Genomic DNA, 21,271 nt, shown 5'->3' with positions numbered 1-21,271 from the left:
TTGTAAGAGGGGATCAGCCGACGAGCGGCATCTCCGCCAAAACCTTTTCCGTGCCATAGAGGCGCAGGAAGGCGGAAACCGCCCTCTCCGCCTGACGCGCGGTATCCTTGAGACCCGGCTCGCCGAGCAGCATGCGAACATGCAGATCGGAAACGATCAGGCCATAAAGCGTGTGATATGCCTCGTCGGCATCATGGAAGCGCAGCAGCCCAGCGCGCTTGCCGGAATCGATCAGCCCCATGGCGCGGCGATCGATCTGACGGCGACCCCGCTCCAGAAGCAGCTTGCCGAGCTTGGAGCCGTCGCGATGCGACTGGCCGATGGCGAGACGGTTGAGCGCCAGCGAGACATCGCCGGCGAGAACTTCAAGCAAATCCTTTGAGAAGATGACGAGGTGGTCGTGGAGGCTCGCCGACGTCAGCCGCTCGCCATTGCGCTCGAAGGTGCGCACCTTGCTCGCCTGATAGGCGATCATCGCGGACAGCAGGCCGTCGCGGTCGCCGAACCACTTGTACAGGCTTTCCTTGGAGCAGTTCGCCGCGCGCGCAACGCCCGATGTCGTCAGCGCCTTCTCGCCGCCATCGACGAGCAGCTGCAATGCCTGCTCCAGGACGGCGTTTTGGCGCGGCGAAAACTCGCTGGGCTCCAAATTATCGACGGACACGGCCTCACTCCCAATAGTACCGTACGGTACGGTTCGTAGGCTTTATGCTGCAAACCACTGTGCGCGTCAAGCGGCATGGCACGAAAATTTCAGCGTCCTTGCGCGATATCGACGCGACCGTCGCTACGCTCCAACCGCCGCCGCCGACAGCGCATTACTCAGGCGCCGTCAGCGGGCTCGCGCGCCGCCTCGACGTCTCTCACCGGGGACATGCCATAGACGCGGCTGTATTCGCGGCTGAACTGCGACGGGCTCTGATAGCCGACACGATGCCCCGCCGTCCCTGCATCCAGCCGCTCGATCAGCATCAGACGCCGCGCCTCATGCAGCCGCAGCTGCTTCTGGTATTGCACCGGCGTGATCGCGGTGATCGATTTGAAATGGTGATGGAAGGACGACACGCTCATGTTGACCTGCTCCGCGAGGTCCTCGATGCGCAGCGGCTGGGCAAAATTCTGCCGCAACCATGCGATGGCGCGTGCAATGCGGTTGCCGTGACTGTCGGCGACCGCAATATTGATCAGCCGGCCACCGTCCGGGCCGGTAAGAACCCGATATAGAATCTCCTGCTCTATCAGCGGCGCCATCGCCGCGATGTCCTTTGGACTATCGAGCAAACGTAGCAGCCGCACTGCCGCGTCCAAGAGCTCTGGCGTCGCGACATTTACGACGATCCCGCGTCCTCCAACGGGCGCGGTTGGCCGCGGGATTTCGGCGCGGCTCAAGAGATCGAGAACCTTCTCGCTGTTGATGGCGAGCGTCAGGCAGAAATGCGGAACCTCGGGGCTTGCCTCCACCACTCGCCATGTCACCGGCAGGTCGAGCGATGTCAGCAGGTAGTCGCCAGGCCCGTAATTGATGACGTCGGTGCCAAGGCGCAGGCTCTTGGCGCCTTGGATAACAAGGGCGATGCAAGGGCGGTAGCTGCCGTGGCAGGGGGCGCTTGGTGAAGTGCGCCGACTTATCCCCACGCTTTCGATCGCGGTCCTGCACTCCCCGTCGTCGCCAAGATGGCGCGCGGCAATGGAGACGATTTCCTGATAGGGATTGAACGGCAGAGTCATACGAGCGAACCCTTTATGTATCGCCTCGGAGAGATGCGCACTATGTAGGACAGCTTTGCTCCCGCGAGAATAGGCCCGCCTGTCACTTTTGCAGGATCGTGCAAGAAGCTCGGAGTATCGCTCTAACGCATCGACATCGATCCGGTGCATGGTCTGCCATCACCTCAGCAACCCGAAAGGAAGTCTCAGATGGCCATTGCAAAAGGCTATGCTGCCACCGACGCGTCCAAGCCGCTTACGCCCTTCACCTTCGAGCGCCGCGAACCCAATGCCGATGACGTCGTGATCGACATCAAGTTCGCCGGCATCTGCCATTCGGACATCCACACCGTCCGCAACGAATGGAAGAATGCGGTCTATCCGATCGTGCCGGGCCACGAGATCGCCGGCATCGTCTCGGCCGTCGGCTCGGCCGTCACCAGATTCAAGGCCGGCGACCGTGTCGGCGTTGGCTGCTTCGTCGACAGCTGCGTCGGCTGTGCAGCCCGCGACCTCGACCGCGAACAATATATGCCCGGCCTGGTCGGCACCTACAACGACTTCGAAGCCGATGGCAAGACGCGCACTCAAGGCGGTTACTCCGACTCGATCGTCGTCAAGGAAGGTTACGTCATGTCCATTCCGGACAACCTTCCGCTCGACGCCTCGGCCCCGCTGCTCTGCGCCGGCATCACGCTCTACTCGCCGCTGCGTCACTGGAATGCCGGACCAGGCAAGAAGGTCGCAATCGTCGGCATGGGCGGCCTCGGTCACATGGGCGTCAAGCTCGGCGCGGCCATGGGTGCTGACATCACCGTCCTCTCGCAGAGCCTTTCCAAGAAGGAAGACGGCCTCAAGCTCGGTGCCAAGGAATACTATGCGACCAGCGACGAGGAGACGTTCAAGAAGCTTGCCGGTACATTTGACCTGATCATCTGCACGGTCAGCGCCGAGATCGATTGGAACGCTTATCTTGGCCTTCTGAAGGTGGACGGTGCATTTGTGGTCGTCGGCATCCCGGAAAACGCGGTCCCGGTTCATGCATTTTCGCTGGTCCCGGGCCGCAAGAGCATTTCCGGCTCGATGATCGGCTCAATCAAGGAAACCCAGGAAATGCTGGACTTCTGCGGCAAGCACAACATCGTCTCCGAGATCGAGACGATCAACATCCAGCAGGTCAACGAGGCCTATGAACGCGTTCTGAAGAGCGACGTTCGTTACCGCTTCGTCATCGACATCGCCTCGCTGGCAGCTTGATAATGGGAAAGGGCGGCCTTGAGCCAGCGGCCTTGAGCCGCCCTTTCTATGCGCTGCTATCGTCGCGCATCGTTTCCTTCTGGGTGATCAACCGCGCGCTGTGCTGGCCGCTCAGGTAAATCCAGAGCCAACTCCAAGCCACGGCAAAACGCGAACGCGTCCCGATCAGGAAGTAGATGTGGGCGATGCCCCATATCCACCAGGCGATCCAGCCTTTCAGCTTGATCCGACCGAAATCGATGATGGCCGCGCTTCGACCGATCGTCGCAAGACTGCCCTGATGGCGATAGCGGAACGGTGCGGGCGCAGGGTTTCCCGCAAGACGCGCGCGGATGACCTTTGCGACATAAGCGCCTTGTTGTTTGGCCGCAGGCGCGATCCCCGGGACGGGAGCGCCACTTTCCCGAATGACGGAAGCCGTGTCGCCGACAACAAAGACATCCGGATGCTCCGGTGCCGTCAAATCCTTCTCGACGACGACGCGCCCTGCTCGATCGGCCGGAACACCGAGCCACTTGGCTGCGGGCGATGCCTGTACGCCTGCAGCCCAGACGATCGTGCGGCTCGGAATGAACTCCTCGCTCGTCTCGACACCGTCTGCCGTGCACTCCAGGACACGCTCGCCGATATGCAGCTCGACGCCGAGTTCCTGGAGGGCTTTGCTGGCATAATCGGAAAGCTCCTCGGCAAAGGTCGGAAGCACGCACGGCCCCGCCTCGACCAGCACGACCCGTGTCTTGCGCGTATCGATATTGCGGAATTCGCGCGGCAGGGTCTTGCGTGCAAGCTCGGCGATGATCCCGGCAAGCTCGACCCCCGTCGGCCCGGCGCCGACGAGAGTGAAGGTCAACAATGCGTCGCGCACGGCAGGATTGGTCTCGGTCTCCGCCCGCTCGAATGCGAGCAACATGCGCCGGCGGATCGTCGTTGCATCCTCCAGCGTCTTCAGACCGGGGGCCACCGCCTCCCAGTCGTCTCGCCCGAAATAGGCGTGCGTTGCTCCCGTGGCGAGGACGAGCGTGTCATAACGCAACGTAGTGCCGTCGCGTAAAGAAACTTCCTTTACGTCAGTATCGACACCGACGACTTCGCCCAGCAACGTCGTCACGTCTTGGCGGTCGCTATAGAGATGGCGAATGGGCCAGGCGATCTCAGAGGTGGAAAGGATTGTCGTCGCCACCTGGTAAAGGAGCGGTTGGAAGAGATGATGATTGCGCCGGTCAATCAACGTGATCCGGATGCCCGCACCCTTTAGATCGTTGACCAACTGCAGGCCGCCGAAGCCGCCGCCGACAACCACAACATGGTGTTCGCTCATGAGCTGCCTTTCCGTGCCACTTCGCTATAGCCAATGTCGTTGGTCGCGCGCGGCTTTCAATCACTGTTTGGGCATAGCTCGCCTGCTCTAGGCGGTAGTCACGAATGCTCAATTTGGTGTCGGGGTCACTCAGTCTGCATAGGCAACAGGGATCGATGTCCCGCTTTTCAGCAATTCCATCGATATGGACGCGGACACATCGAAGAGTTCGATCTTGCGGACGATCTGCTTATAGATCACGTCGTAGTGCTCGACGCGTGGGAGCACGATCTTCAGAATATAGTCGTGGTTGCCGGTAAGCCGATGCGCCTCGACGATCTCCGGTATGCTGCTGATCGCCCGGCGAAACGCCTCGATCCACTCGTCGGCATGGTGTGCCGTCTTGATCAGCGCAAATACCGTCGTCGGCACGCCCATTTTCTCGCGGTCAAGCACCACGATCCGCCGCGCGATATGGCCGCTCTCCTCCAGCCGCTGGATGCGGCGAGAACAGGCAGAGACCGATAGTGCGACCCTTTCAGCAAGCTCCGTCACCGAAATGCCCGCATCGGTCTGCAAATATTCTAGGATTCGTCGATCGCGGTCATCAAGCATGGTGCCTCGGAAATTTCACGGCTGCAGTTTGCGCAGTTTGGAGATTATACGCAAAAATGCAGCGCCAATGAAGAGTTTGAGACAAAGAAAGCAAACCATTTGCGCGAGGTTCGATGCATGATCTCGCCACTACGAAATTCCAGACGGGAGCATAACAAAAATGCAGACAATCGGACTAATTGGCGGAATGAGCTTCGAAAGCTCGGCGGTCTACTATCGCCTGATCAATGAAATGGTACGCGAGCGCCGCGGCGGGCTCACGTCGGCTGACCTCCTGATGCATTCCATCAATTTCGACGAGATCGTCTCCATGCAGAAGGCGGGTGACTGGGACTCTGCAGCAAGCCGGCTCGGCGACGTGGCTCTGCACCTGCAGATTGCCGGCGCCCGCTGCATGCTGATCTGCACGAACACGATGCATCTGATTGCCGATCAGGTCGCCTCCCGCATCTCCGTGCCGCTGATCCACATCATCGACGAGACCGCGAAGTCTCTGAAGGCAGCCGGGCGCAAGCGCCCGCTCCTGCTCGCCACACGATACACCATGGAACACGGTTTCTATGCCAATCGCATGAAGAGCCTGGGCGTTGACGTCGTGGTTCCCGAAGCCGCCGACCGCACGTCCGTCCATGACATCATCTTCAATGAGCTCTGCGCCGGCAAGGTGCTCGACAGCTCGCGCGACAAGCTCATGCAGATCATCGAACGCGAGCGCGCCAAGGGCGCGGACAGTATCATTCTCGGCTGCACGGAAATCTGCCTGATCCTTGACCCGAAGCATCTGCCGCTGCCGGGCTTCGACACAACCGAGATCCATGCTCGCGCCGCCGTCGAGTTCGCACTTGGCGACGAACAAGCACGCGTGATCGCGGCTGCTTGAGTCAACAAATTAGTTGACTCAGTCAAATAAAAGCAGGACAAAATCTCCTATCAGGAGGTTTTGTCCATGTCTGACCCTGGCTTGATCGACGCTGCCCGCGACTTCAATCGTTTCTACACGAGCTTCCTGGGGGTCCTGAACCGGGCCTACCTCGACACCGATTTCACGCTGACGGACGCGCGCGTCCTCTTCGAGATCGGCTCGCGCAAGGGCGTCACCGCGGTCGCGTTGGCACGCGACCTGCAACTCGACCCCGCCTATCTCAGCAGAATTCTCAAACGCTTCCGCTCCAATGGCCTGATTGAAACAACGGCCGATCCCGACGACCTGCGCAGTCAAATCATCAACGTCACCACCAAGGGACATGATCAATTCGAGGAACTGGGCCGTCGCTCCAACACTCAGATAGCAGAGCGCTTCGCTAACCTCGTCGACGGCGAACCGCAAAGCGTCGTAGCCGCGATGAGTGCCATTCGGGGGCTATTGGATCCCGAGGCCGCGCGCCCACCCTTGATCATCCGCGCACACCGGCCCGGCGACATCGGCTGGATCGTCCAAAGCCAGGGCAAGGCTTACGCCGGGGAATACGGCTGGGACATGCGCTTCGAGGGCCTCGTTGCAGAGGTCGCCGGCAAGTTCCTGGCGAATTTCGATCCGTCGAAGGAGTATTGCTGGATTGCCGAGCGTGGAGGCATCAACGTCGGCTCGATCCTTGTCACCAATGGTGGCGATGGCGTTGCGAAGCTTCGCCTGCTCTATGTGGACAAGGCGGCGCGCGGCCTCGGACTCGGCAAGATGCTGGTCGACGAATGCATTCGCTTTGCCAGGGCAAAGCAGTATCGACAGATATCGCTATGGACGAACGACATCCTGCATGCCGCGCGCGGCATATATTTGAAGGCCGGTTTCCGCCTTGTCTCCGAGGGGAGACACCGGATGTTCGGCCCTGAGGAAAACGGCCAAACCTGGGTTCTTGATCTCTGATTTGCTGCGTCGCAAAAGTTTCCCTTGATTTGGAAACGATCATTTCCTAATTAAGTCGACCATGACCACGGCGACCCTCACTGAAACGATCAGGACACGCGGCAGACCGCGCGAATTCGATCGCGACGCAGCGCTCGACAGGGCGCTCCAGGTATTTTCCGAGCGCGGCTATCATGCCGCGTCGATCAGCGAGCTTACCGAAGCCATGGGCCTTGCCTCCGGCAGCGTCTACAAGGCGTTCAAGGACAAGCGCGGCATATTCCTCGCAGCCTTCGACCGATACCGCGCTGTTCGTCGCGGCCTTCTGGACGCACGCATGGCGAAGGCCGCAACCGGCCGTGAGAAGATCCGCGAAGTCTTGGCCCACTATGCGCTCTCCTCGCATGGTGCCTCCGGTCGGTGCGGCTGTCTTGTCGTCAGCAGTGCGAACGACCTGGCGCTTTTCGACGAAGAGGCCGCAGACCGTGTCGCGGCTGCGTTTGCAGCCAACGAGGCGCTGATCCGCGATCTCCTCCGCCTCGGCCAAAGCGACGGCTCGATCGCCGCGAACGTTGACGTCGCCGCCACCGCCCGTACCCTGCTTTGCGTGACCAATGGAATGCGAGTGGTTGGCAAAACGGGGCGTAGCGAGGAAGAAATGGTCGCTGTCGCCGAGATTGCAATGAAACTTCTTGCGTAAATCGGGTTGCGACCGACCCGCCTCACGCGCAACCTTTTTGATGATCCGATAGCCCCGGAGCCTAATATGAGCCTTTCGACCACCACGCGGGAAACCGTCGCGCCGCAGACGATCTCGCCTTTAATGACGTTTCTTTTTGCGGCCGCCTGCGGACTGGTCGCGGCCAATCTCTATTACGGCCAGCCGCTTGCCGGCCCGATCAGCGCATCCCTCGGATTCACTCCGGCGGCAACCGGCTTGATCGTCACCCTGACGCAAATCGGCTACGGCCTCGGCCTTCTGCTGATCGTTCCGCTCGGCGACCTCCTGGAAAACCGCAGACTTGTGCTGACGCTGATCGCCATCTCTGCGGTTGCTTTGGTCGGCGCGGCACTGTCCTCGACACCGATGATGTTTCTACTAGCGTCGCTCTGCATCGGCCTTGCATCCGTTGCCGTCCAGGTACTTGTTCCCTTTGCCGCCCACATGGCGCCGGACGCTACGCGCGGCCGCGTCGTCGGCAACGTCATGAGCGGCCTGCTCTGTGGCATCATGCTGGCGCGGCCCTTCGCCAGCTTCGTTGCCGAAGCAACCTCCTGGCACATGGTCTACTTCGTGACCGCGGCGCTCATGATCGCGCTCGTTGTCATCCTGAGAGCCAACCTTCCGGTCCGTGTTCCCCACACCAGACTGAGCTACGGCAGACTGCTCGCCTCGATGGCGGATCTTGCCCTCCATTCGCGCATTCTTCAGCGTCGCGCGCTCTACCAGGCCGGGATGTTCGGTGCGTTCAGCCTATTCTGGACCACGACGCCCCTGCTGCTCGCAGGCCCTGAGTTCGGGCTGACGCAGAATGGCATCGCCCTGTTCGCGCTGGCTGGCGCGGCTGGTGCCATTGCGTCGCCAATTGCCGGGCGGCTCGCCGATCGCGGACTGACGAAGGCTGCCTCGACGCTAGCGATGCTGCTTGGAATGTCGGCCTTTCTCATCAGCCAGTTCGCAACCGATGGGTCGCTGACGGCGCTGCTTTTGCTGACCGCTGCAGCAATACTGCTTGATTTCGGCGTAACCACCAATCTGGTCTGCGGCCAGCGAGCCGTCTACGCGATCAGCGCCGAGCATCGCAGCCGCCTGAACGGTCTCTACATGGCGACGTTCTTTACGGGCGGTGCGATCGGATCCGCCGTGGGCGGCTGGGCCTACGCGACCGGCGGCTGGACGATGACCGCGTGGATCGGCTTCTGCTTCCCAGCCTTTGCGTTCCTTCTGTTCCTGACGGAAGGCCGCGGCCGGCAGGCAGTCTCAGAGGCTGGCTGAATCGAATCGGAGCCGGGCGGCGCGAACCGCGTCATGGTTTGCCTCCGCCCAGTTCAGTAGCAAGGCGAGCGTGCTGTAAAGCGAGCGGCCGAGATCAGTCATCCGGTACTCGACGCTCGGCGGTTTCGTCGGAAACACTTCCCGCTCGATGTAACCGTCACGCTGCAGATCCCTTAGGGTCTGTGTCAGCATGCGCTGCGAGATATCCGGAATCATCCGCCGTAATTCGCCGAAGCGATACGGACGTTGCGACAGCGCCTCGAGCATCAGTGTCGACCACTTGCCGCCAATCTGCTGCATCATGTCCCGGACCGGGCAATTGTTGAAGTCGAGGTTGCTGAGATCGACGTCTCGACGAATGCCGGGGGCCTTGTTCTTCAGGTTGACGACGGCGCCACTCATTCTTGGTTCCCTTTTGGTAACGTAGAGCCAAAAAACTGCCTTCTTTACAGCGCGCAGTCAATTCCTAATCTAGAGCTTCTCTCTTTTTGAGACCAACAGCAAACCTAGAGGAAAGACACATGAGCGAGACCATTCTCATCACGGGTGCGGCCGGCCAACTCGGCCAGCGGATCATCCATCACCTGCTTGAGACCGAAAAGGTTCCAGCGGCAAATATCATCGCCGCGACGCGCGATCCGGCCAAACTCGCGGACCTTGCCACAAAGGGTGTCATCACCCGCAAGGCCGATTTCGACGACGCCGCCTCGCTCGAATCTGCCTTCAAGGGCGTCGATCGGTTGCTGATCATCAGCACCGACGCACTCGCCGTCCCCGGCCTACGTCTCAAGCAGCACAAAGCGGCAGTGGACGCGGCAGCCAAGGCAGGCGTGAAGCACATCGCCTACACCTCGATGCCCTCGCCCGATAAATCTCTGGTGACCTTTGCACCCGATCATCTTGGCACCGAGAATGCCATGAAGGCCACTGACATCCCCTACACGATCTTTCGGAATGCCTGGTACATGGACAACTATCTCCATGGCATGCCGCACAATCTCCAGTCGGGAAACTGGTACACGAGCAGCGACGGCGGCAAGGTTGCGAACATCTCGCGCGAAGACTGCGCGCGGGCAATCGCAGCGTCCCTTGCCTCCGGCAGCGATGAAAGCGCGACCTATACGCTGACCGGAGCCGAATCGCTGAGCGCCGACCAGATCGCCGCGGTCCTCTCCGATGCGGTTGGAAGGCCGTTGAAGGCCGTCAGCGTCACGGATGAGCAGCTTGGCCAAGGCATTCGCGGCGCGGGTCTTCCCGATTTCGTCGCGGACATGCTGGTCTCAGCCGACGCCAACATCCGCGCCGGCAACTTTGATCTGGTAACGGCGGATTACGAGACGCTGACTGGCAACAAGCCTCAAACGCTCAAGGGCTTCTTCGTCGCACACAAGACCGCCCTCACGGCCTGAGTCGGTCGATAAAGCCCGCTTCGCACCACCGGAGCGGGCTCACTCATGCAGTTCTCAGATCTTCTGGCCGCATGCGCGGCAGAACCGCCGAACCGTTTCGGCCATGCCGAATTCCAGCGCGTCCGCCGTCAGCCCGTGCCCGATGGACACTTCCGCGAGTTTCGGAATGCGCTTTAAGAGCGGTGGCAAATTCGCAACCGTCAGATCGTGCCCCGCATTGACGCCCAAGCCGATCGCCAGCGCCGCGTCCGCTGTCTCACCTAGCGCCTCGAGGATTGGCCCTACCCGTTCAGGCGCATCGTAGCAGCCGCCATATGGCCCCGTATAAAGCTCGATCCGGTCAGCACCGACCGCCTTGGCAATCGCGACGGCCTCGGCGTCCCCATCGCCATCGGCAAACAGCGATACGCGCGTGCCCATCTTCTTCAGCCGCGCAATGACATCAGTCAGGAAATCGCGGTGCTTGCGGAAATCCCAGCCATGATCAGAGGTCGCCTGTGAGGGGTCGTCCGGAACCAGCGTGACCTGCTCGGGTGCCACCCCAACGCAGAGATCGAGAAACTCCTCGGTGGGATAGCCCTCGATATTGAATTCGGCGTTTGGAAATTCGTCATCGATCAGATTGCGGATGATGGGCAGGTCCGAGAAACGGATGTGTCTTTGGTCGGGTCGCGGATGGACCGTCAATCCGCTCGCGCCGGATTGCAGCGCAATCCGCCCCAACCCCTCTACACTGGGCCATGGAAGATCGCGGCGGTTGCGCAGCATCGCGACGGCATTGAGATTGACGGAAAGCGTAGTCTGCATGGCGGGATTCCACTGAAGCGAAGGATGATCGTTTCTAAGCCAACGAGTCGGCATCGGCCAACGAGATTCGTACATGGATGCATGTGAATCTGTGATGACGCGAGCGTTTGGTCCGTCAACGCGGCGGCTGAATGTAGATCTGGTTTGTTCTTCGCGCTTTAAACGATCAAGCGTTTCTCCAGCGCTGATTTCTCGCGAGAAACGCGTCACCTGGGGCAGCTTTCCCGCCGGATTGCGCTGTAAATTAAAAGTCACTAAATTTGATACTAACAAAATACGTCAATCACGAGTAACGTAAGCTCGCGATATCGAAGCAAACACCGCCAGTTGCTTTGATGCCTGAACAGGAACGATCAAGAAGGAACCCCACTCAACCGCACCCTTTTTGCAATTTGCAGACGCACAATGAGCACAACGGGAGGGACCATGGCAGAAGGTTACAAGCAGGATTTCACGTCAGACCTCGCGACACAAACACGAGCGCGGCACCGTTTTCTTCCTTCTGCGGCGCTCCGCCCCGCAGATTTGCCCCGCGGGCGAGTTCCGATCGCCGACATGGCCAATGCCTTTGGCGTCACCCACCGCACACTCCACTTCTATGAGGAAAAAGGGCTCATTTCGGCCAGCCGAATCGGCCTGATGCGCGTCTATGAACCGGGCGACGTGATGCGCATGGCTGTCATCAACGCCTGCCGCGAGGCTGGAATGGCGGTTGCTGTGATCCAGGATTTGATGAGCGACCTCATAGAAGCCGACTCGCAGGAGGCTGCCGAGGCTCTGTTTCGTGACGCGCTCGTGACCCGCAAACGCGAACTCAGCGCGGAAATGTCCACATTGCATCGGCAGATGCAGCAGGTGAGCGACCTGCTCGACCGCGAGGCAGCCGAGGAGCAGCTTCTCAACGATAATCAGAGCGGCTCGATGCTCACGGATCAGGAGTTGCGGTGCCTGGCGCTGATGGCGGCAGGGCTTTCCACGCAGCGTATTGCGCGCACCCTCGACCTTCGAAATGACGATGCACAGTCACTTGAGGCCGGCATCATCCAGAAATTCCACGCCAACAATCGTTTTCAAGCCATAGCCAAGGCCGTCATGCTCGGCGTCGTCCAGGTCTGACGCCCCCGGAAAATCGCCTAGCGCACAATCGTCAGGGTTTCCGCCGCGCGCGTGATCGCTGTATAGAGCCACCGTTCGCGTGTATCGCGGAATGCCCAGCTTTCATCGAACAACACGACGTTGTTCCACTGCGAACCCTGCGCCTTGTGCACCGTCAGTGCATAGCCGTAGTCGAATTCGTCGTAGCGCTTGCGCGTGTTCCAGGGAATCTCACCCTCGACATCCTCGAAAGCCTGCTTCAGCAGTTTGATCTTCGCCGCGCCGCGATCCATGTCGTCATCCTCGGGCCGGACCAGCAGGTTGATGCCAGGCTTCGTCGTCTCCTTGGACGACGTCATCACCTGCCAAAGTGAGCCGTTGAGCAAGCCCTTTGCCGGATCGTTGCGCAGGCAGACAAGCTTGTCGCCCGTTTGCGGATATTCGGTCGCAAAACCCTTCAGCTCGCGAAGACGCTGATTGTATCGGCGTCGCGTGCGATTCGTGCCGACGAGCACCTGATCGGCATCGAGGACCAGCGACTGGTTCACCTCGCCCTTCGAGATGACCCGCGCGGTACCGTAGTCTCCGTAGCTGACTTCGTTGCCCTCACGCACCTGCATTGCAAGCTGGATGATCGGATTATCGCGCGCCTGGCGGTGAATGTCCGTCAGCAGATAGTCCGGTTCCTGATTGGTGAAGAAGCCGCCGCCCGACACCGGAGGCAGCTGCCCCGGATCTCCAAGCACCAGGATCGGTGTGCCGAAGCTCATCAGGTCGCGGCCCAAAGCCTCGTCCACCATCGAGCACTCGTCGACCACGATCAGCGCAGCCTTGGCGACTGGGCTCTGACGGTTGATGGAAAACATCGGCGCAATGGAAGTTTTGCCCGTCTCCTCGTCCTCGACAGCCTCCTCGCCGCGCGGACGATAGATCAGCGAATGGATGGTCTTCGCGTTGCTGGCGCCGCGCGACCGCAGCACCTGGGCCGCCTTGCCCGTAAACGCGGCAAACAGTACGTCACCATCCACATACTCCGCGAAATGCCGCGCAAGCGTCGTCTTGCCCGTACCGGCATAGCCGAACAGACGGAAAAGCGGTGTCCGCCCTTCCTTCAGCCATTGGGAAACGGCCCTGAGGGCTTCATCTTGTTGCGGAGCAAATTGCATCGTGGATCGACTTGGCAGGATTCGCCTGACATAGGCAACCCTGAAATCCGCGCAAGCGGGCAATCGAAAGGGAATAAAATCGGCATCGATGGTGTCTCATGTCAGGCAACGCAATCAAGCGTGCCCTACACGTGAGGAGAGAGCCCATGAAATCCGCAAAGATGCTGATCGCCTTTGCCATTGCATCCGCCGCCGCAACGTCCGCATTTGCGGCCCCGCCCGTCAAGGCCGTAAAGTCCACCAAGGGCGAGGTTCTTGCCGGCGAAAACGGCATGACCCTCTATACCTTCAAGAAGGATAAGATGGGTGTCTCCAATTGCTACGACGATTGCGCCAAGAACTGGCCGCCGCTGAAGGCCGCTAGCGACGCGAAGCCGGAGGGTGCATATTCGATTGTCGAACGGAAAGACGGCAGCAAGCAGTGGGCCAAGGACGGCATGCCGCTTTATTTCTGGGTGAAGGACAAGAAGATGGGCGATATCACCGGTGACGGTGTCGGCGGCAATTGGGATCTCGTCAAACAGTGAGCGAAGCGACGTGAAGGCACCAGGTCACGACACGTTCGAGGGCCAGATCCTGGCCCTCCTTCCCTCGCTCAGGCGTTACTCGCGGAGCCTCACCCGCTCCGATGCAGACGGGGAAGACTTGCTGCAGGATTGCCTCGAGAAGGTGCTCGCCCGTCACGGACAATGGCGGGGGCTGAACCTGCGCGGCTGGGTGCTGACGATCATGACGAACCTCTATCGCAACAGCCGTCGCCAGACGGGTCGCGCGCCGTTCGTGGAACTCGATGGCGCCGAGGACATCGTATCCGTCGATCCCGCTCCCGATCCGCTCGAGCGATCGCGGCTGGAGGATGCATTAAATAGCCTTTCGGAAGAAAACCGCGCTGTGCTGATGTTGATTGTCATCGAAGGCTATACCTATCAGGAGGTTGCGACCGCACTCGACATCCCGATCGGCACGGTTATGTCGCGCCTGTCACGCGCACGCCAACGGATGGGAGAGCGCATGAAGGCAGACAATGTCATTACGCTTCGGAGACCGAAATGAACGAGATCAACCAGACCGTGACCGAAGCGGATCTTCACGCCTTTGCCGACGGGCAGCTTCCCGAGCAGGCCCGCGCACGCATCGAGGCGTGGCTCACTGACAATCCGGGCGATGCAGCCAGAGTGGCGGAATGGTCCGCGCAAAATGCCGAGATCCGATCGCTTTTCGCGGACTATGAAAAATCCACGGACGCCGACATAGCGCTCGTCACTGGCCGGACACGCCCAGCAAACTGGCCGAAGCGCCTGGCGGCGGTGGCTGCGATCATAGCGGCTTTCGGCCTGGGAGCCTTGAGCGGCCACTACGGCCCAGCACTGTTTCAAAAACCGGATCTGCAACTGACGGAACTCGAAACCCTGCCCAACGAAGCCCGCAACGCCTTCCTGGTTTATGCCGGTGAAGTCCGCCATCCCGTCGAGGTCTTTGCCAATGAGGAAGCCCATCTGGCGACCTGGCTCGGCAAGCGGCTTGCCATTCAAAACTTGCGGGTTCCGAACCTGCAGGAACTCGGCTTCAAGCTGGTCGGCGGGCGACTGTTGCCCGTCGAGGGCAGGCCGGGTGCAATGTTCATGTACGAGGATCCGGCCGGCGAACGACTGACGGTCCTCGTCGGGCGCAAGGCTGATAACAGGTCGACCAGTTTCCGCTTCGCGTCATCGGGCAATGTCGAAACCTTCTACTGGATCGACGGCGAACTCGGCTACGCCGTTACCGGCGAGATTCCGCGCGATGTGCTGAGAAAAGTCGCCGAGGAATGCTACAGGCAGTTTCCGTCGTAAGCCTCAGCGCAGCGGGTCGTTGGCAAGCTCGATCGGCTTGCCGTGCGGCGTCGCCTCCGCCGCCCGCTGCCAACTCTTCTGCAGATCGAGGATCATGTCGGCGTCAGCGACGCCGAGTTTGACGAGAATTGCCGAAAGCGCCGCCACCCAGCAATCGAAATAGTCGCGGCCGTCTTCGGCGCGGCCGGGCTGGTGCAATTCCCGTGATAGCGTCTCAGCCCATTCGTTCCACGTAAACAGGCCCCGTTCGTGCAGATGCACTGTTATCGCGAAGGCTTCCGCAGCCCATGGCTCAGGAAAGACCGGCTCTCCATCGGGCGATTTCGGCAGCTGCGGCGATTGCGCCAGCGGCGACCGCGTCTCACACTGGCTCAAGATAGCTCTCCCAGGCATCGATCGAGATGCAGAGCGTCGGATCCGCTCCCTCACCCCAGATTTCGCCGCCGTCGAACAAGACCGTATAGACCCATTGAGGGTTCTCGCCCTTCCCATGGGCGTTGTCGTCGGGGAAGACGAAGGAGCCTTGAACAGCTTCTACCACGCCCAATTTTGAGCGTGCATAGCGCGGCAGCCGCGTATGTGTCGTCGGATTGAAATTCCTGGTTCGAACACTGTCCCCCACGGAGAAGCGTGGCGGCGTCGCCACCGGTCGGTCGCAGGGACCACCCTTGGCGAGCACGCCTGCCACCATGTCGGCCTTCAGGACACGCTTCGGCGTCGCGCCATCCATTTGCTTGTGACCGGCGTTGATCTCCTCGGCCGTCACAAAGCCATGGCGCCGCAGCAGCACCTCCAGCGCCCGCGTCCAGATCTCGTAGTAGCTCGCGCCAAGATAACTCGCCGGTGGAATGCTTTCGCGCGTATGCCGGCTCTCGTCGATATTCCAGGCGCCAAAGGCGCCGCTGGAAAGCGTAAGGCCGAGCGCACGCTTCTCCCACTCCGCATGGAAATACGGCTCGTCCCTTTCGGGCGCGACAGGGCCGAAACCCATCTGACCGCCAAGGTCGTGCGGGCCGTTCATGCCGCATCTCCTGGCGCGGCAGCCAATCCCGTTCCGATCATCGCATCGCGACTGACGAGATCTGCAAGCTGCTCCTCGCTCCATCCATCCGTGCCCGCCGGCCGCTCCGGAATGACCAGATAGCGGAGCTCCGCCGTCGAATCCCATACGCGGATCTTCTTATCCTCGGGCAAGGTCACGCCGAATTCGGCCAGCACCCCGCGCGGATCGATAACTGCCCGCGAACGGTAGGCGGGGGCCTTGTACCACACGGGCGGCAGGCCGAGGACCGACCAGGGGTAACAGGAGCAAAGCGTACAGACGACGAGATTATGCGTCTCGTCCGTGTTGAACACCGCGCGCATGTGCTCGCCCTGACGCCCGGCATAGCCAAGGCTCGCGATCGCCGCCGTCGCGCCGCGCCGCAGCCACTCCGCGAATTCAGGATCGTTCCATGCCCTGGCGACGACACGCGCACCGTTTCGTGGGCCGACCTTGGTCTCGTAGGTCTCGACGATCGCATCGATCGCCGCCGGATCGATCAGTCCCTTCTCCGTCAGAACCGTCTCCAGCGCCCTCACCCGCGCCTGCATGTCGGTATAGCGGTTGTCATGGTCATGGTCGTGGTCGTGATGGTGATCGTCGTCGTGCACGAGATAATCCTCCGCCAATGGGCGGCTTATCTTTAAGCGCTTGTAGCCGGAGCGCCAAGCCCCACTCAGGATGTCGTCGAAGCCTGCCGCAAGCTCTATTTCAGCATCGGCCAAAGGCTGAGCACCAACAACACGGCCATGGTGATGTTGAACCATTTGAGCCGGACGGGATCCGACAACCAATCACGCAGAGCCGAGCCGAACCCCGCCCAGGTCGACACGCTCGGCAGATTGACCAGCGCGAAAGCGAAGCCAACGATCAAAACACTCGCAAAGTAGATATTCGGGATCGTGTAAGTCGCCATCGCGGTAACAGCCATGACCCATGCCTTCGGGTTGACCCACTGGAAGGCTGCCGCCGACAGGAACGACATCGGGCTGACACCGCTCTTGCCTTCGTCTAGCGACCGTGAAGTCGCAATCTTCCAGGCGATCCACGCAAGATAGGCGCCACCGGCAAATTTCAGCGTCAGATAGAGAGCCGGCACCGCATGCAGCAGCGCCCCAAGCCCGAATCCGACGCCGATCAGCAGCGAGAAGAACCCTGCCCCGATCCCCAGCATATGCGGAACGGTGCGCCGGAAACCGAAATTCACGCCCGATGCGAAGAGCATCATGTTGTTGGGGCCAGGCGTTATCGATGTGGTAAAGGCAAACAGGACGAGTGCCAGAAATGTATCCAGCGGCATGAGACCTCCCGGAGGCCCGCGGTTGGTCCGGCGGGACTTTTCGATTTAGGTCAATCTAACTGACCTAAATCCACCGCTCCATGCTATCATTGTCATGGTGACACGATTGGTTGAAAGATTGGCGCGCCTCCCAATCTTCTTCGAAAACCGGAACGACCATCATGCGAGACGACGCCATCCCAACCATCAGCTTTCCCAATGGTGCAGAGGTTCCAGCCATCGGCCAGGGCACCTGGAACATGGGAGAGAGATCTTCCGAGGCCAGGAGCGAGATCGAAAGCCTGCGCGCAGGCCTCGATCTCGGGATGACGCTGATCGATACCGCGGAAATGTATGCCGACGGCGGCGCGGAGAAGATCGTTGGCGAGGCGATCCGGGGCAGACGGGATGAGGTGTTTCTCGTCAGCAAGGTGTATCCTTGGAACGCCACCCGGACGGGAACGATCGCAGCCTGCGAACGTAGCCTATCGCGTCTCGGCACGGATCGGATCGATCTCTATCTGCTTCACTGGCGCGGCGACCATCCGCTCGCTGCTACCGTCCAGGCTTTCGAGGAACTGAAAGCATCCGGCAAGATCGGCGCCTGGGGTGTTTCCAACTTCGATGCTGACGACATGGAGGAACTGCGGACCGTTCCCGCCGGAGGGAACGTCGCAGCCAACCAGGTTCTCTACAACCTGTCACGCCGAGGCGTTGAATATGATCTGCTGCCCTGGTGTCAGGAACGTCGGATCCCGATCATGGCCTATTCACCGATCGAACAGGGGCGCATTCTGCATCATCCGGAACTGATCCGCGTCGCCAAGGCCTATCAGGCAACGCCGGCGCAGGTGGCACTTGCCTTCCTGCTGGAACGCGACGGCGTGATCGTCATCCCGAAAACGTCGAACGCTGCCCGCGCCGCCGAAAACCGGGACGCAGTCTCGCTCGACATTACCGACGAGGACTGGGCGGCGCTCGATGCCGCTTTCCCGCCTCCGGCAAGAAAAAGGCCGCTGGAGATGCTCTGATCTCCAGCGGATTTTGATGGCGCGGGTTGGCACTAGTGCCGGCAAGGGCCGCGATCAGGCGGCTTTTATGTCGGGGCTACCCCCATATACCGGATAATCAGTGTACCCTTCGGCGCCACCGCCGTAGTACGTCTCACGGTTCGGCGTCGCCAACGGCAGGTCCCGCCGCAATCGCTCGACCAGATCGGGATTTGCGATGAACGGCTGGCCGAAAGCAGCGAGATCAATAAGGCCGTCCTGCAGGAACTGCTCTGCACGGCGCTTGTCGAGAGAACCGGCAAGAATAAGCGTGCCCGAATAGCTCTCGCGGAACTTGCGCAGAAAATCCCTCGAAAGAGCCGGAGCGCTGGCAAGCCCCTGATCCTTCAGATGCACATAGGCAAGTTTGCGTTCAGCAAGCGCAGTCGCAAGATGCAGGTAGGTTTCCTCGATCAAAGGATGGTGCGGCATGTCGAACAGCTTGCCGAACGGCGAAAGCCGGATACCGACCTTCTCGGCACCAATCCGCGCCACCACCGCGTCGACAATCTCCAGCACGAAGCGCGTCCTGTCTTCGACGTTGCCTGCGCCATATCGGTCGGTGCGGTCGTTGATCAGAGTATTGAGAAACTGCTCCAGGAGATAACCGTTGGCACCGTGGATCTCGACGCCGTCAAATCCGGCGGCAACGGCATTGGCCGCAGCATTCGCAAAGTCGTTTACGACCCTTGCGACCTCGTCAGTCCCAAGCGGTCGCGGCACGCTGGCTTCAACGAAACCGGCAACACCTTCGTCGTTGAACGCGTAGGCCGTGCTCTTATCGTCGCGCGCCGGCTTGGCGCTGGAACTGACCGGCTGGCCGCCAGCCGGCTGAAGAGAGGTATGCGACATGCGGCCGACGTGCCAGATCTGCGCAAAGATCTTCCCGCCTTCCTCGTGCACGGCCTTCGTCACGCCCTGCCAGCCGCGAACCTGATCGTCCGACCAGATGCCGGGGATAAAGGCGAAACCCGTTCCCTCTTGCGAGATCGGCGTTCCCTCGGAAACGATCAGACCGGCGCCGGCGCGCTGGCGATAATACTGGGCGGTCTGCTCGTCGGCGATACCGTCCTTCGCCCTGGCCCGGGTCATCGGAGCCATGACGACACGGTTACGAAGCTTCTGGCCGCGAAGGTCGTAGACTTCAAAGAGAGACTTCATGAGCGCAATTCCTCAATTCGGTTGATTATCATCGACCAAACAGATATCTCTGCCGCATTCAGAAATCCAACAGATGGAAATCATGATGTCGATCGATCACGCTCATATATTGAAGTTCGACCTGAACCTGCTGGTTGCCTTTGATGCCCTGATGAGCGAGCGCAACGTCACGCGGGCGGCGCAGCGTATCGGCACATCCCAATCCGCCTTGAGCCACAATCTCGGCCGCCTGCGCGCGCTTCTATCGGATGAACTGTTTGTTCGCTCGGCGCGTGGGATCGAACCAACGCCACGGGCGCAGGAACTCGCGGAGACCGTCAGCGGCATCCTGTGCACGATCCAGTCCCGCCTGATCGAGCCGGAGCAATTCGACCCGGCAACGGACGAGCGAACCTTCACGCTCGGAATGACCGACTATCTCGAAAGCCTGTTGATGCCGCCGCTTCTCGCTTCCGTTCGCGAGCAGGCGCCACATGTCAATTTCGTGATACGGTCGCTCGACCAGGATTATCCCGCGGATCTACTGGACAGCGGCGAGATCGACCTCGCGATCGGCAAGGTGGAAACCGGCAACGAACTCCATAAACGCCGCAAGCTCTGGTCCGAGCGTTATGTCATCCTCAGCAATCCCGAGACAACCGGCCGCTCCGGCATGATCGACCTCGAGACTTTTCTCGCGACCCCGCAGGCCGTGATCGTCAGCAAGGACGGCCGCTGCCGCCTTGTGGACGAAGTGCTAGCTGAGCGTGGATTGAAACGATGCGCAGCAGTGACGACGCCGCACCTCTTCACGCTGCCGATCCTGGTTCGGGATACGCACGTACTTGCCGCCGTGCCAGCAAGCTTCGCCCGTGCCTGGGCGCCGGTGTTCGGCCTCGCCATCAGCCCAGGACCGGTGGACATCCCGCCCTATGACATCTCGCTTGGATGGCACACCTCGTCCGACCGCAACGCCGGGCACGTCTGGCTACGCCAACAGGTCCTTGCGGCGCTCGAGCCTGTCCGCGCCAAGGTCCTTCAGGCGAATGCAGGATCCGATATCGCCTTGGTCGCCGCCGAATAGATCGCTCGGATTGTCACCGGATTGCCGGAATGGGAGAAGTACCGGGCGCCCTGGCGTCCGGTACTTGTATTGGCTTACATCCCCTGCTGGCCGCGGTTCATCGCGGCAATACCGGTGCGGCAAACCTCGATGAGGCCGAGCGGCTTCATGATCGAGACGAACTGGTCGATCTTCGAGGACTTGCCGGTGATCTCCAGGATGAAGTGATCGACCGTGGCATCGACCACTTTCGCATGGAAGGCATCCGCGAGCCGGAGCGTCTCGGCCCGGGTCTCGCCCGTACCGATGACCTTGACGAGCGCCACTTCGCGCTCGATCGGACGCTCCTGGCCGAGTTCGCGGGCGCGTACCGTCAGATCGACCACCCGATGAACAGGAACGATGCGCTCAAGTTGAGCCTTGATCTGTTCGAGGACATGGGGCGTGCCGCGCGTCACGATGGTAATACGCGACAGATGCGCCTGGTGCTCGGTTTCGGAGACGGTCAGGCTCTCGATGTTGTAGCCGCGGCCAGAGAACAGGCCGATGACGCGGGCAAGGACGCCCGGCTCGTTGTCGACGAGGACCGAAAGCGTATGGCTTTCGACCGCCGCCGTCTCGGGCGAGATGAAGTAGGCAGAGCCCGTCGGCTGAAGGTGTGCGTTCATGGTCTT

At 60.7% G+C, this 21,271-nt stretch carries 25 protein-coding genes; 12 read left to right on the top strand and 13 right to left on the bottom strand.

What is annotated here, in order from left to right:
- Positions 1-13 precede the first annotated feature (13 nt).
- Positions 14-679, bottom strand: a complete 666-nt coding sequence (locus IB248_RS25390) for a TetR/AcrR family transcriptional regulator (protein WP_026371979.1) — start codon at positions 677-679, stop codon at positions 14-16.
- Positions 680-822: 143 nt separating this feature from the next.
- The gene (locus IB248_RS25385; RefSeq protein ID WP_169683751.1) at positions 823-1,728 is read right to left on the bottom strand and encodes an AraC family transcriptional regulator; all 906 of its coding nucleotides are present in this window, start codon (positions 1,726-1,728) and stop codon (positions 823-825) included.
- A 189-nt stretch (positions 1,729-1,917) separates the two neighbouring features.
- Here IB248_RS25385 and IB248_RS25380 point away from each other — a divergent pair, with 189 nt between their 5' ends.
- Positions 1,918-2,964, top strand: coding sequence for an NAD(P)-dependent alcohol dehydrogenase (locus tag IB248_RS25380; protein WP_169683750.1), 1,047 nt, complete (start codon positions 1,918-1,920; stop codon positions 2,962-2,964).
- Between the two features lie 46 nt (positions 2,965-3,010).
- Here IB248_RS25380 and IB248_RS25375 read toward each other — a convergent pair whose 3' ends face one another.
- Positions 3,011-4,282, bottom strand: coding sequence for an NAD(P)/FAD-dependent oxidoreductase (locus IB248_RS25375; protein WP_169683749.1), 1,272 nt, complete (start codon positions 4,280-4,282; stop codon positions 3,011-3,013).
- A gap of 129 nt (positions 4,283-4,411) precedes the next feature.
- On the bottom strand, positions 4,412-4,876 hold the full coding sequence (locus IB248_RS25370; RefSeq protein ID WP_018858652.1) for an Lrp/AsnC family transcriptional regulator: 465 nt from the start codon (positions 4,874-4,876) through the stop codon (positions 4,412-4,414).
- 160 nt (positions 4,877-5,036) lie between these two features.
- On the opposite strand from IB248_RS25370, the gene IB248_RS25365 reads away from it, so the two are divergent.
- The 4 genes from IB248_RS25365 (at position 5,037) to IB248_RS25350 (ending at position 8,715) form a co-directional block, all read left to right on the top strand.
- The gene (locus IB248_RS25365; protein ID WP_169683748.1) at positions 5,037-5,756 is read left to right on the top strand and encodes an aspartate/glutamate racemase family protein; all 720 of its coding nucleotides are present in this window, start codon (positions 5,037-5,039) and stop codon (positions 5,754-5,756) included.
- Between the two features lie 66 nt (positions 5,757-5,822).
- Entirely contained in the window at positions 5,823-6,740 is a 918-nt protein-coding gene (locus tag IB248_RS25360) for a helix-turn-helix domain-containing GNAT family N-acetyltransferase (RefSeq protein WP_018858654.1), read from the top strand.
- Positions 6,741-6,801: 61 nt separating this feature from the next.
- Entirely contained in the window at positions 6,802-7,419 is a 618-nt protein-coding gene (locus tag IB248_RS25355) for a TetR/AcrR family transcriptional regulator (RefSeq protein WP_018858655.1), read from the top strand.
- Positions 7,420-7,485: 66 nt separating this feature from the next.
- Entirely contained in the window at positions 7,486-8,715 is a 1,230-nt protein-coding gene (locus tag IB248_RS25350) for an MFS transporter (protein WP_112661148.1), read from the top strand.
- Here the strand turns inward: IB248_RS25350 and IB248_RS25345 are convergent.
- Positions 8,701-9,117, bottom strand: a complete 417-nt coding sequence (locus tag IB248_RS25345) for a helix-turn-helix domain-containing protein (RefSeq protein WP_018858657.1) — start codon at positions 9,115-9,117, stop codon at positions 8,701-8,703. The two genes, IB248_RS25350 and IB248_RS25345, sit on opposite strands and share 15 nt — an antisense overlap.
- Positions 9,118-9,236: 119 nt before the next feature.
- Here IB248_RS25345 and IB248_RS25340 point away from each other — a divergent pair, with 119 nt between their 5' ends.
- Positions 9,237-10,124, top strand: a complete 888-nt coding sequence (locus tag IB248_RS25340) for an SDR family oxidoreductase (RefSeq protein WP_169683747.1) — start codon at positions 9,237-9,239, stop codon at positions 10,122-10,124.
- 54 nt (positions 10,125-10,178) lie between these two features.
- Here IB248_RS25340 and IB248_RS25335 read toward each other — a convergent pair whose 3' ends face one another.
- Positions 10,179-10,931 (bottom strand): pyridoxine 5'-phosphate synthase, encoded by a 753-nt coding sequence (locus IB248_RS25335; protein WP_113471416.1) that lies wholly within the window; start codon positions 10,929-10,931, stop codon positions 10,179-10,181.
- A 426-nt stretch (positions 10,932-11,357) separates the two neighbouring features.
- On the opposite strand from IB248_RS25335, the gene IB248_RS25330 reads away from it, so the two are divergent.
- Positions 11,358-12,047 (top strand): MerR family transcriptional regulator, encoded by a 690-nt coding sequence (locus tag IB248_RS25330; RefSeq protein ID WP_018858660.1) that lies wholly within the window; start codon positions 11,358-11,360, stop codon positions 12,045-12,047.
- 17 nt (positions 12,048-12,064) lie between these two features.
- Here the strand turns inward: IB248_RS25330 and IB248_RS25325 are convergent, their stop codons facing one another.
- Positions 12,065-13,192, bottom strand: coding sequence for an ATP-dependent RecD-like DNA helicase (locus IB248_RS25325; RefSeq protein ID WP_018858661.1), 1,128 nt, complete (start codon positions 13,190-13,192; stop codon positions 12,065-12,067).
- A 146-nt stretch (positions 13,193-13,338) separates the two neighbouring features.
- Here IB248_RS25325 and IB248_RS25320 point away from each other — a divergent pair, with 146 nt between their 5' ends.
- From IB248_RS25320 to IB248_RS25310, 3 genes are read left to right on the top strand one after another with little or no spacing between them, the layout of a single operon-like run.
- A complete protein-coding gene (locus tag IB248_RS25320; protein WP_018858662.1) occupies positions 13,339-13,719 on the top strand; it encodes a hypothetical protein in 381 nt (126 codons plus the stop codon).
- Positions 13,720-13,729: 10 nt separating this feature from the next.
- The gene (locus IB248_RS25315) at positions 13,730-14,245 is read left to right on the top strand and encodes an RNA polymerase sigma factor (protein WP_113471414.1); all 516 of its coding nucleotides are present in this window, start codon (positions 13,730-13,732) and stop codon (positions 14,243-14,245) included.
- A complete protein-coding gene (locus IB248_RS25310; RefSeq protein WP_018858664.1) occupies positions 14,242-15,024 on the top strand; it encodes an anti-sigma factor in 783 nt (260 codons plus the stop codon). Before IB248_RS25315 ends, IB248_RS25310 begins: the two co-directional genes overlap by 4 nt.
- A 3-nt stretch (positions 15,025-15,027) precedes the next feature.
- Here IB248_RS25310 and IB248_RS25305 read toward each other — a convergent pair whose 3' ends face one another.
- The 4 genes from IB248_RS25305 to IB248_RS25290 all read right to left on the bottom strand — a co-directional run bounded on the left by IB248_RS25305 (position 15,028) and on the right by IB248_RS25290 (position 17,366).
- Complete coding sequence (locus tag IB248_RS25305; protein WP_169683746.1) at positions 15,028-15,399, bottom strand: nitrile hydratase accessory protein; 372 nt, start codon at positions 15,397-15,399, stop codon at positions 15,028-15,030.
- Positions 15,386-16,045, bottom strand: a complete 660-nt coding sequence (gene nthB / locus IB248_RS25300) for a nitrile hydratase subunit beta (protein ID WP_018858666.1) — start codon at positions 16,043-16,045, stop codon at positions 15,386-15,388. The genes IB248_RS25305 and nthB overlap by 14 nt, the downstream gene beginning before the upstream one ends.
- Positions 16,042-16,677 carry a nitrile hydratase subunit alpha gene (gene nthA, locus IB248_RS25295; RefSeq protein WP_026371980.1) on the bottom strand — a complete coding sequence of 212 codons (636 nt, stop codon included), beginning with the start codon at positions 16,675-16,677 and terminating at the stop codon, positions 16,042-16,044. Before nthA ends, nthB begins: the two co-directional genes overlap by 4 nt.
- A gap of 95 nt (positions 16,678-16,772) precedes the next feature.
- Positions 16,773-17,366, bottom strand: coding sequence for a LysE family translocator (locus IB248_RS25290; protein WP_018858668.1), 594 nt, complete (start codon positions 17,364-17,366; stop codon positions 16,773-16,775).
- 161 nt (positions 17,367-17,527) lie between these two features.
- Between IB248_RS25290 and IB248_RS25285 the strand changes: the two genes are divergently transcribed.
- A complete protein-coding gene (locus tag IB248_RS25285) occupies positions 17,528-18,376 on the top strand; it encodes an aldo/keto reductase (protein ID WP_018858669.1) in 849 nt (282 codons plus the stop codon).
- Between the two features lie 54 nt (positions 18,377-18,430).
- Here IB248_RS25285 and IB248_RS25280 read toward each other — a convergent pair whose 3' ends face one another.
- Positions 18,431-19,555, bottom strand: coding sequence for an alkene reductase (locus IB248_RS25280; RefSeq protein WP_018858670.1), 1,125 nt, complete (start codon positions 19,553-19,555; stop codon positions 18,431-18,433).
- An 85-nt stretch (positions 19,556-19,640) separates the two neighbouring features.
- Here IB248_RS25280 and IB248_RS25275 point away from each other — a divergent pair, with 85 nt between their 5' ends.
- Positions 19,641-20,618 carry a LysR family transcriptional regulator gene (locus tag IB248_RS25275; protein ID WP_192241858.1) on the top strand — a complete coding sequence of 326 codons (978 nt, stop codon included), beginning with the start codon at positions 19,641-19,643 and terminating at the stop codon, positions 20,616-20,618.
- A 74-nt stretch (positions 20,619-20,692) separates the two neighbouring features.
- On the opposite strand, the gene ilvN is transcribed toward IB248_RS25275, so the two are convergent.
- On the bottom strand, positions 20,693-21,265 hold the full coding sequence (gene ilvN / locus IB248_RS25270) for an acetolactate synthase small subunit (RefSeq protein WP_018858672.1): 573 nt from the start codon (positions 21,263-21,265) through the stop codon (positions 20,693-20,695).
- Between the last annotated feature and the right edge of the window lie 6 nt (positions 21,266-21,271).

The sequence above is a fragment of the Rhizobium sp. RHZ01 genome (assembly GCF_014851595.1).
GTDB classification, from domain to species: Bacteria; Pseudomonadota; Alphaproteobacteria; order Rhizobiales; family Rhizobiaceae; genus Rhizobium; species Rhizobium altiplani.
Note: the sequence above shows the minus strand (reverse complement) of the source record. Positions and strands in the feature narration are given on the sequence as shown.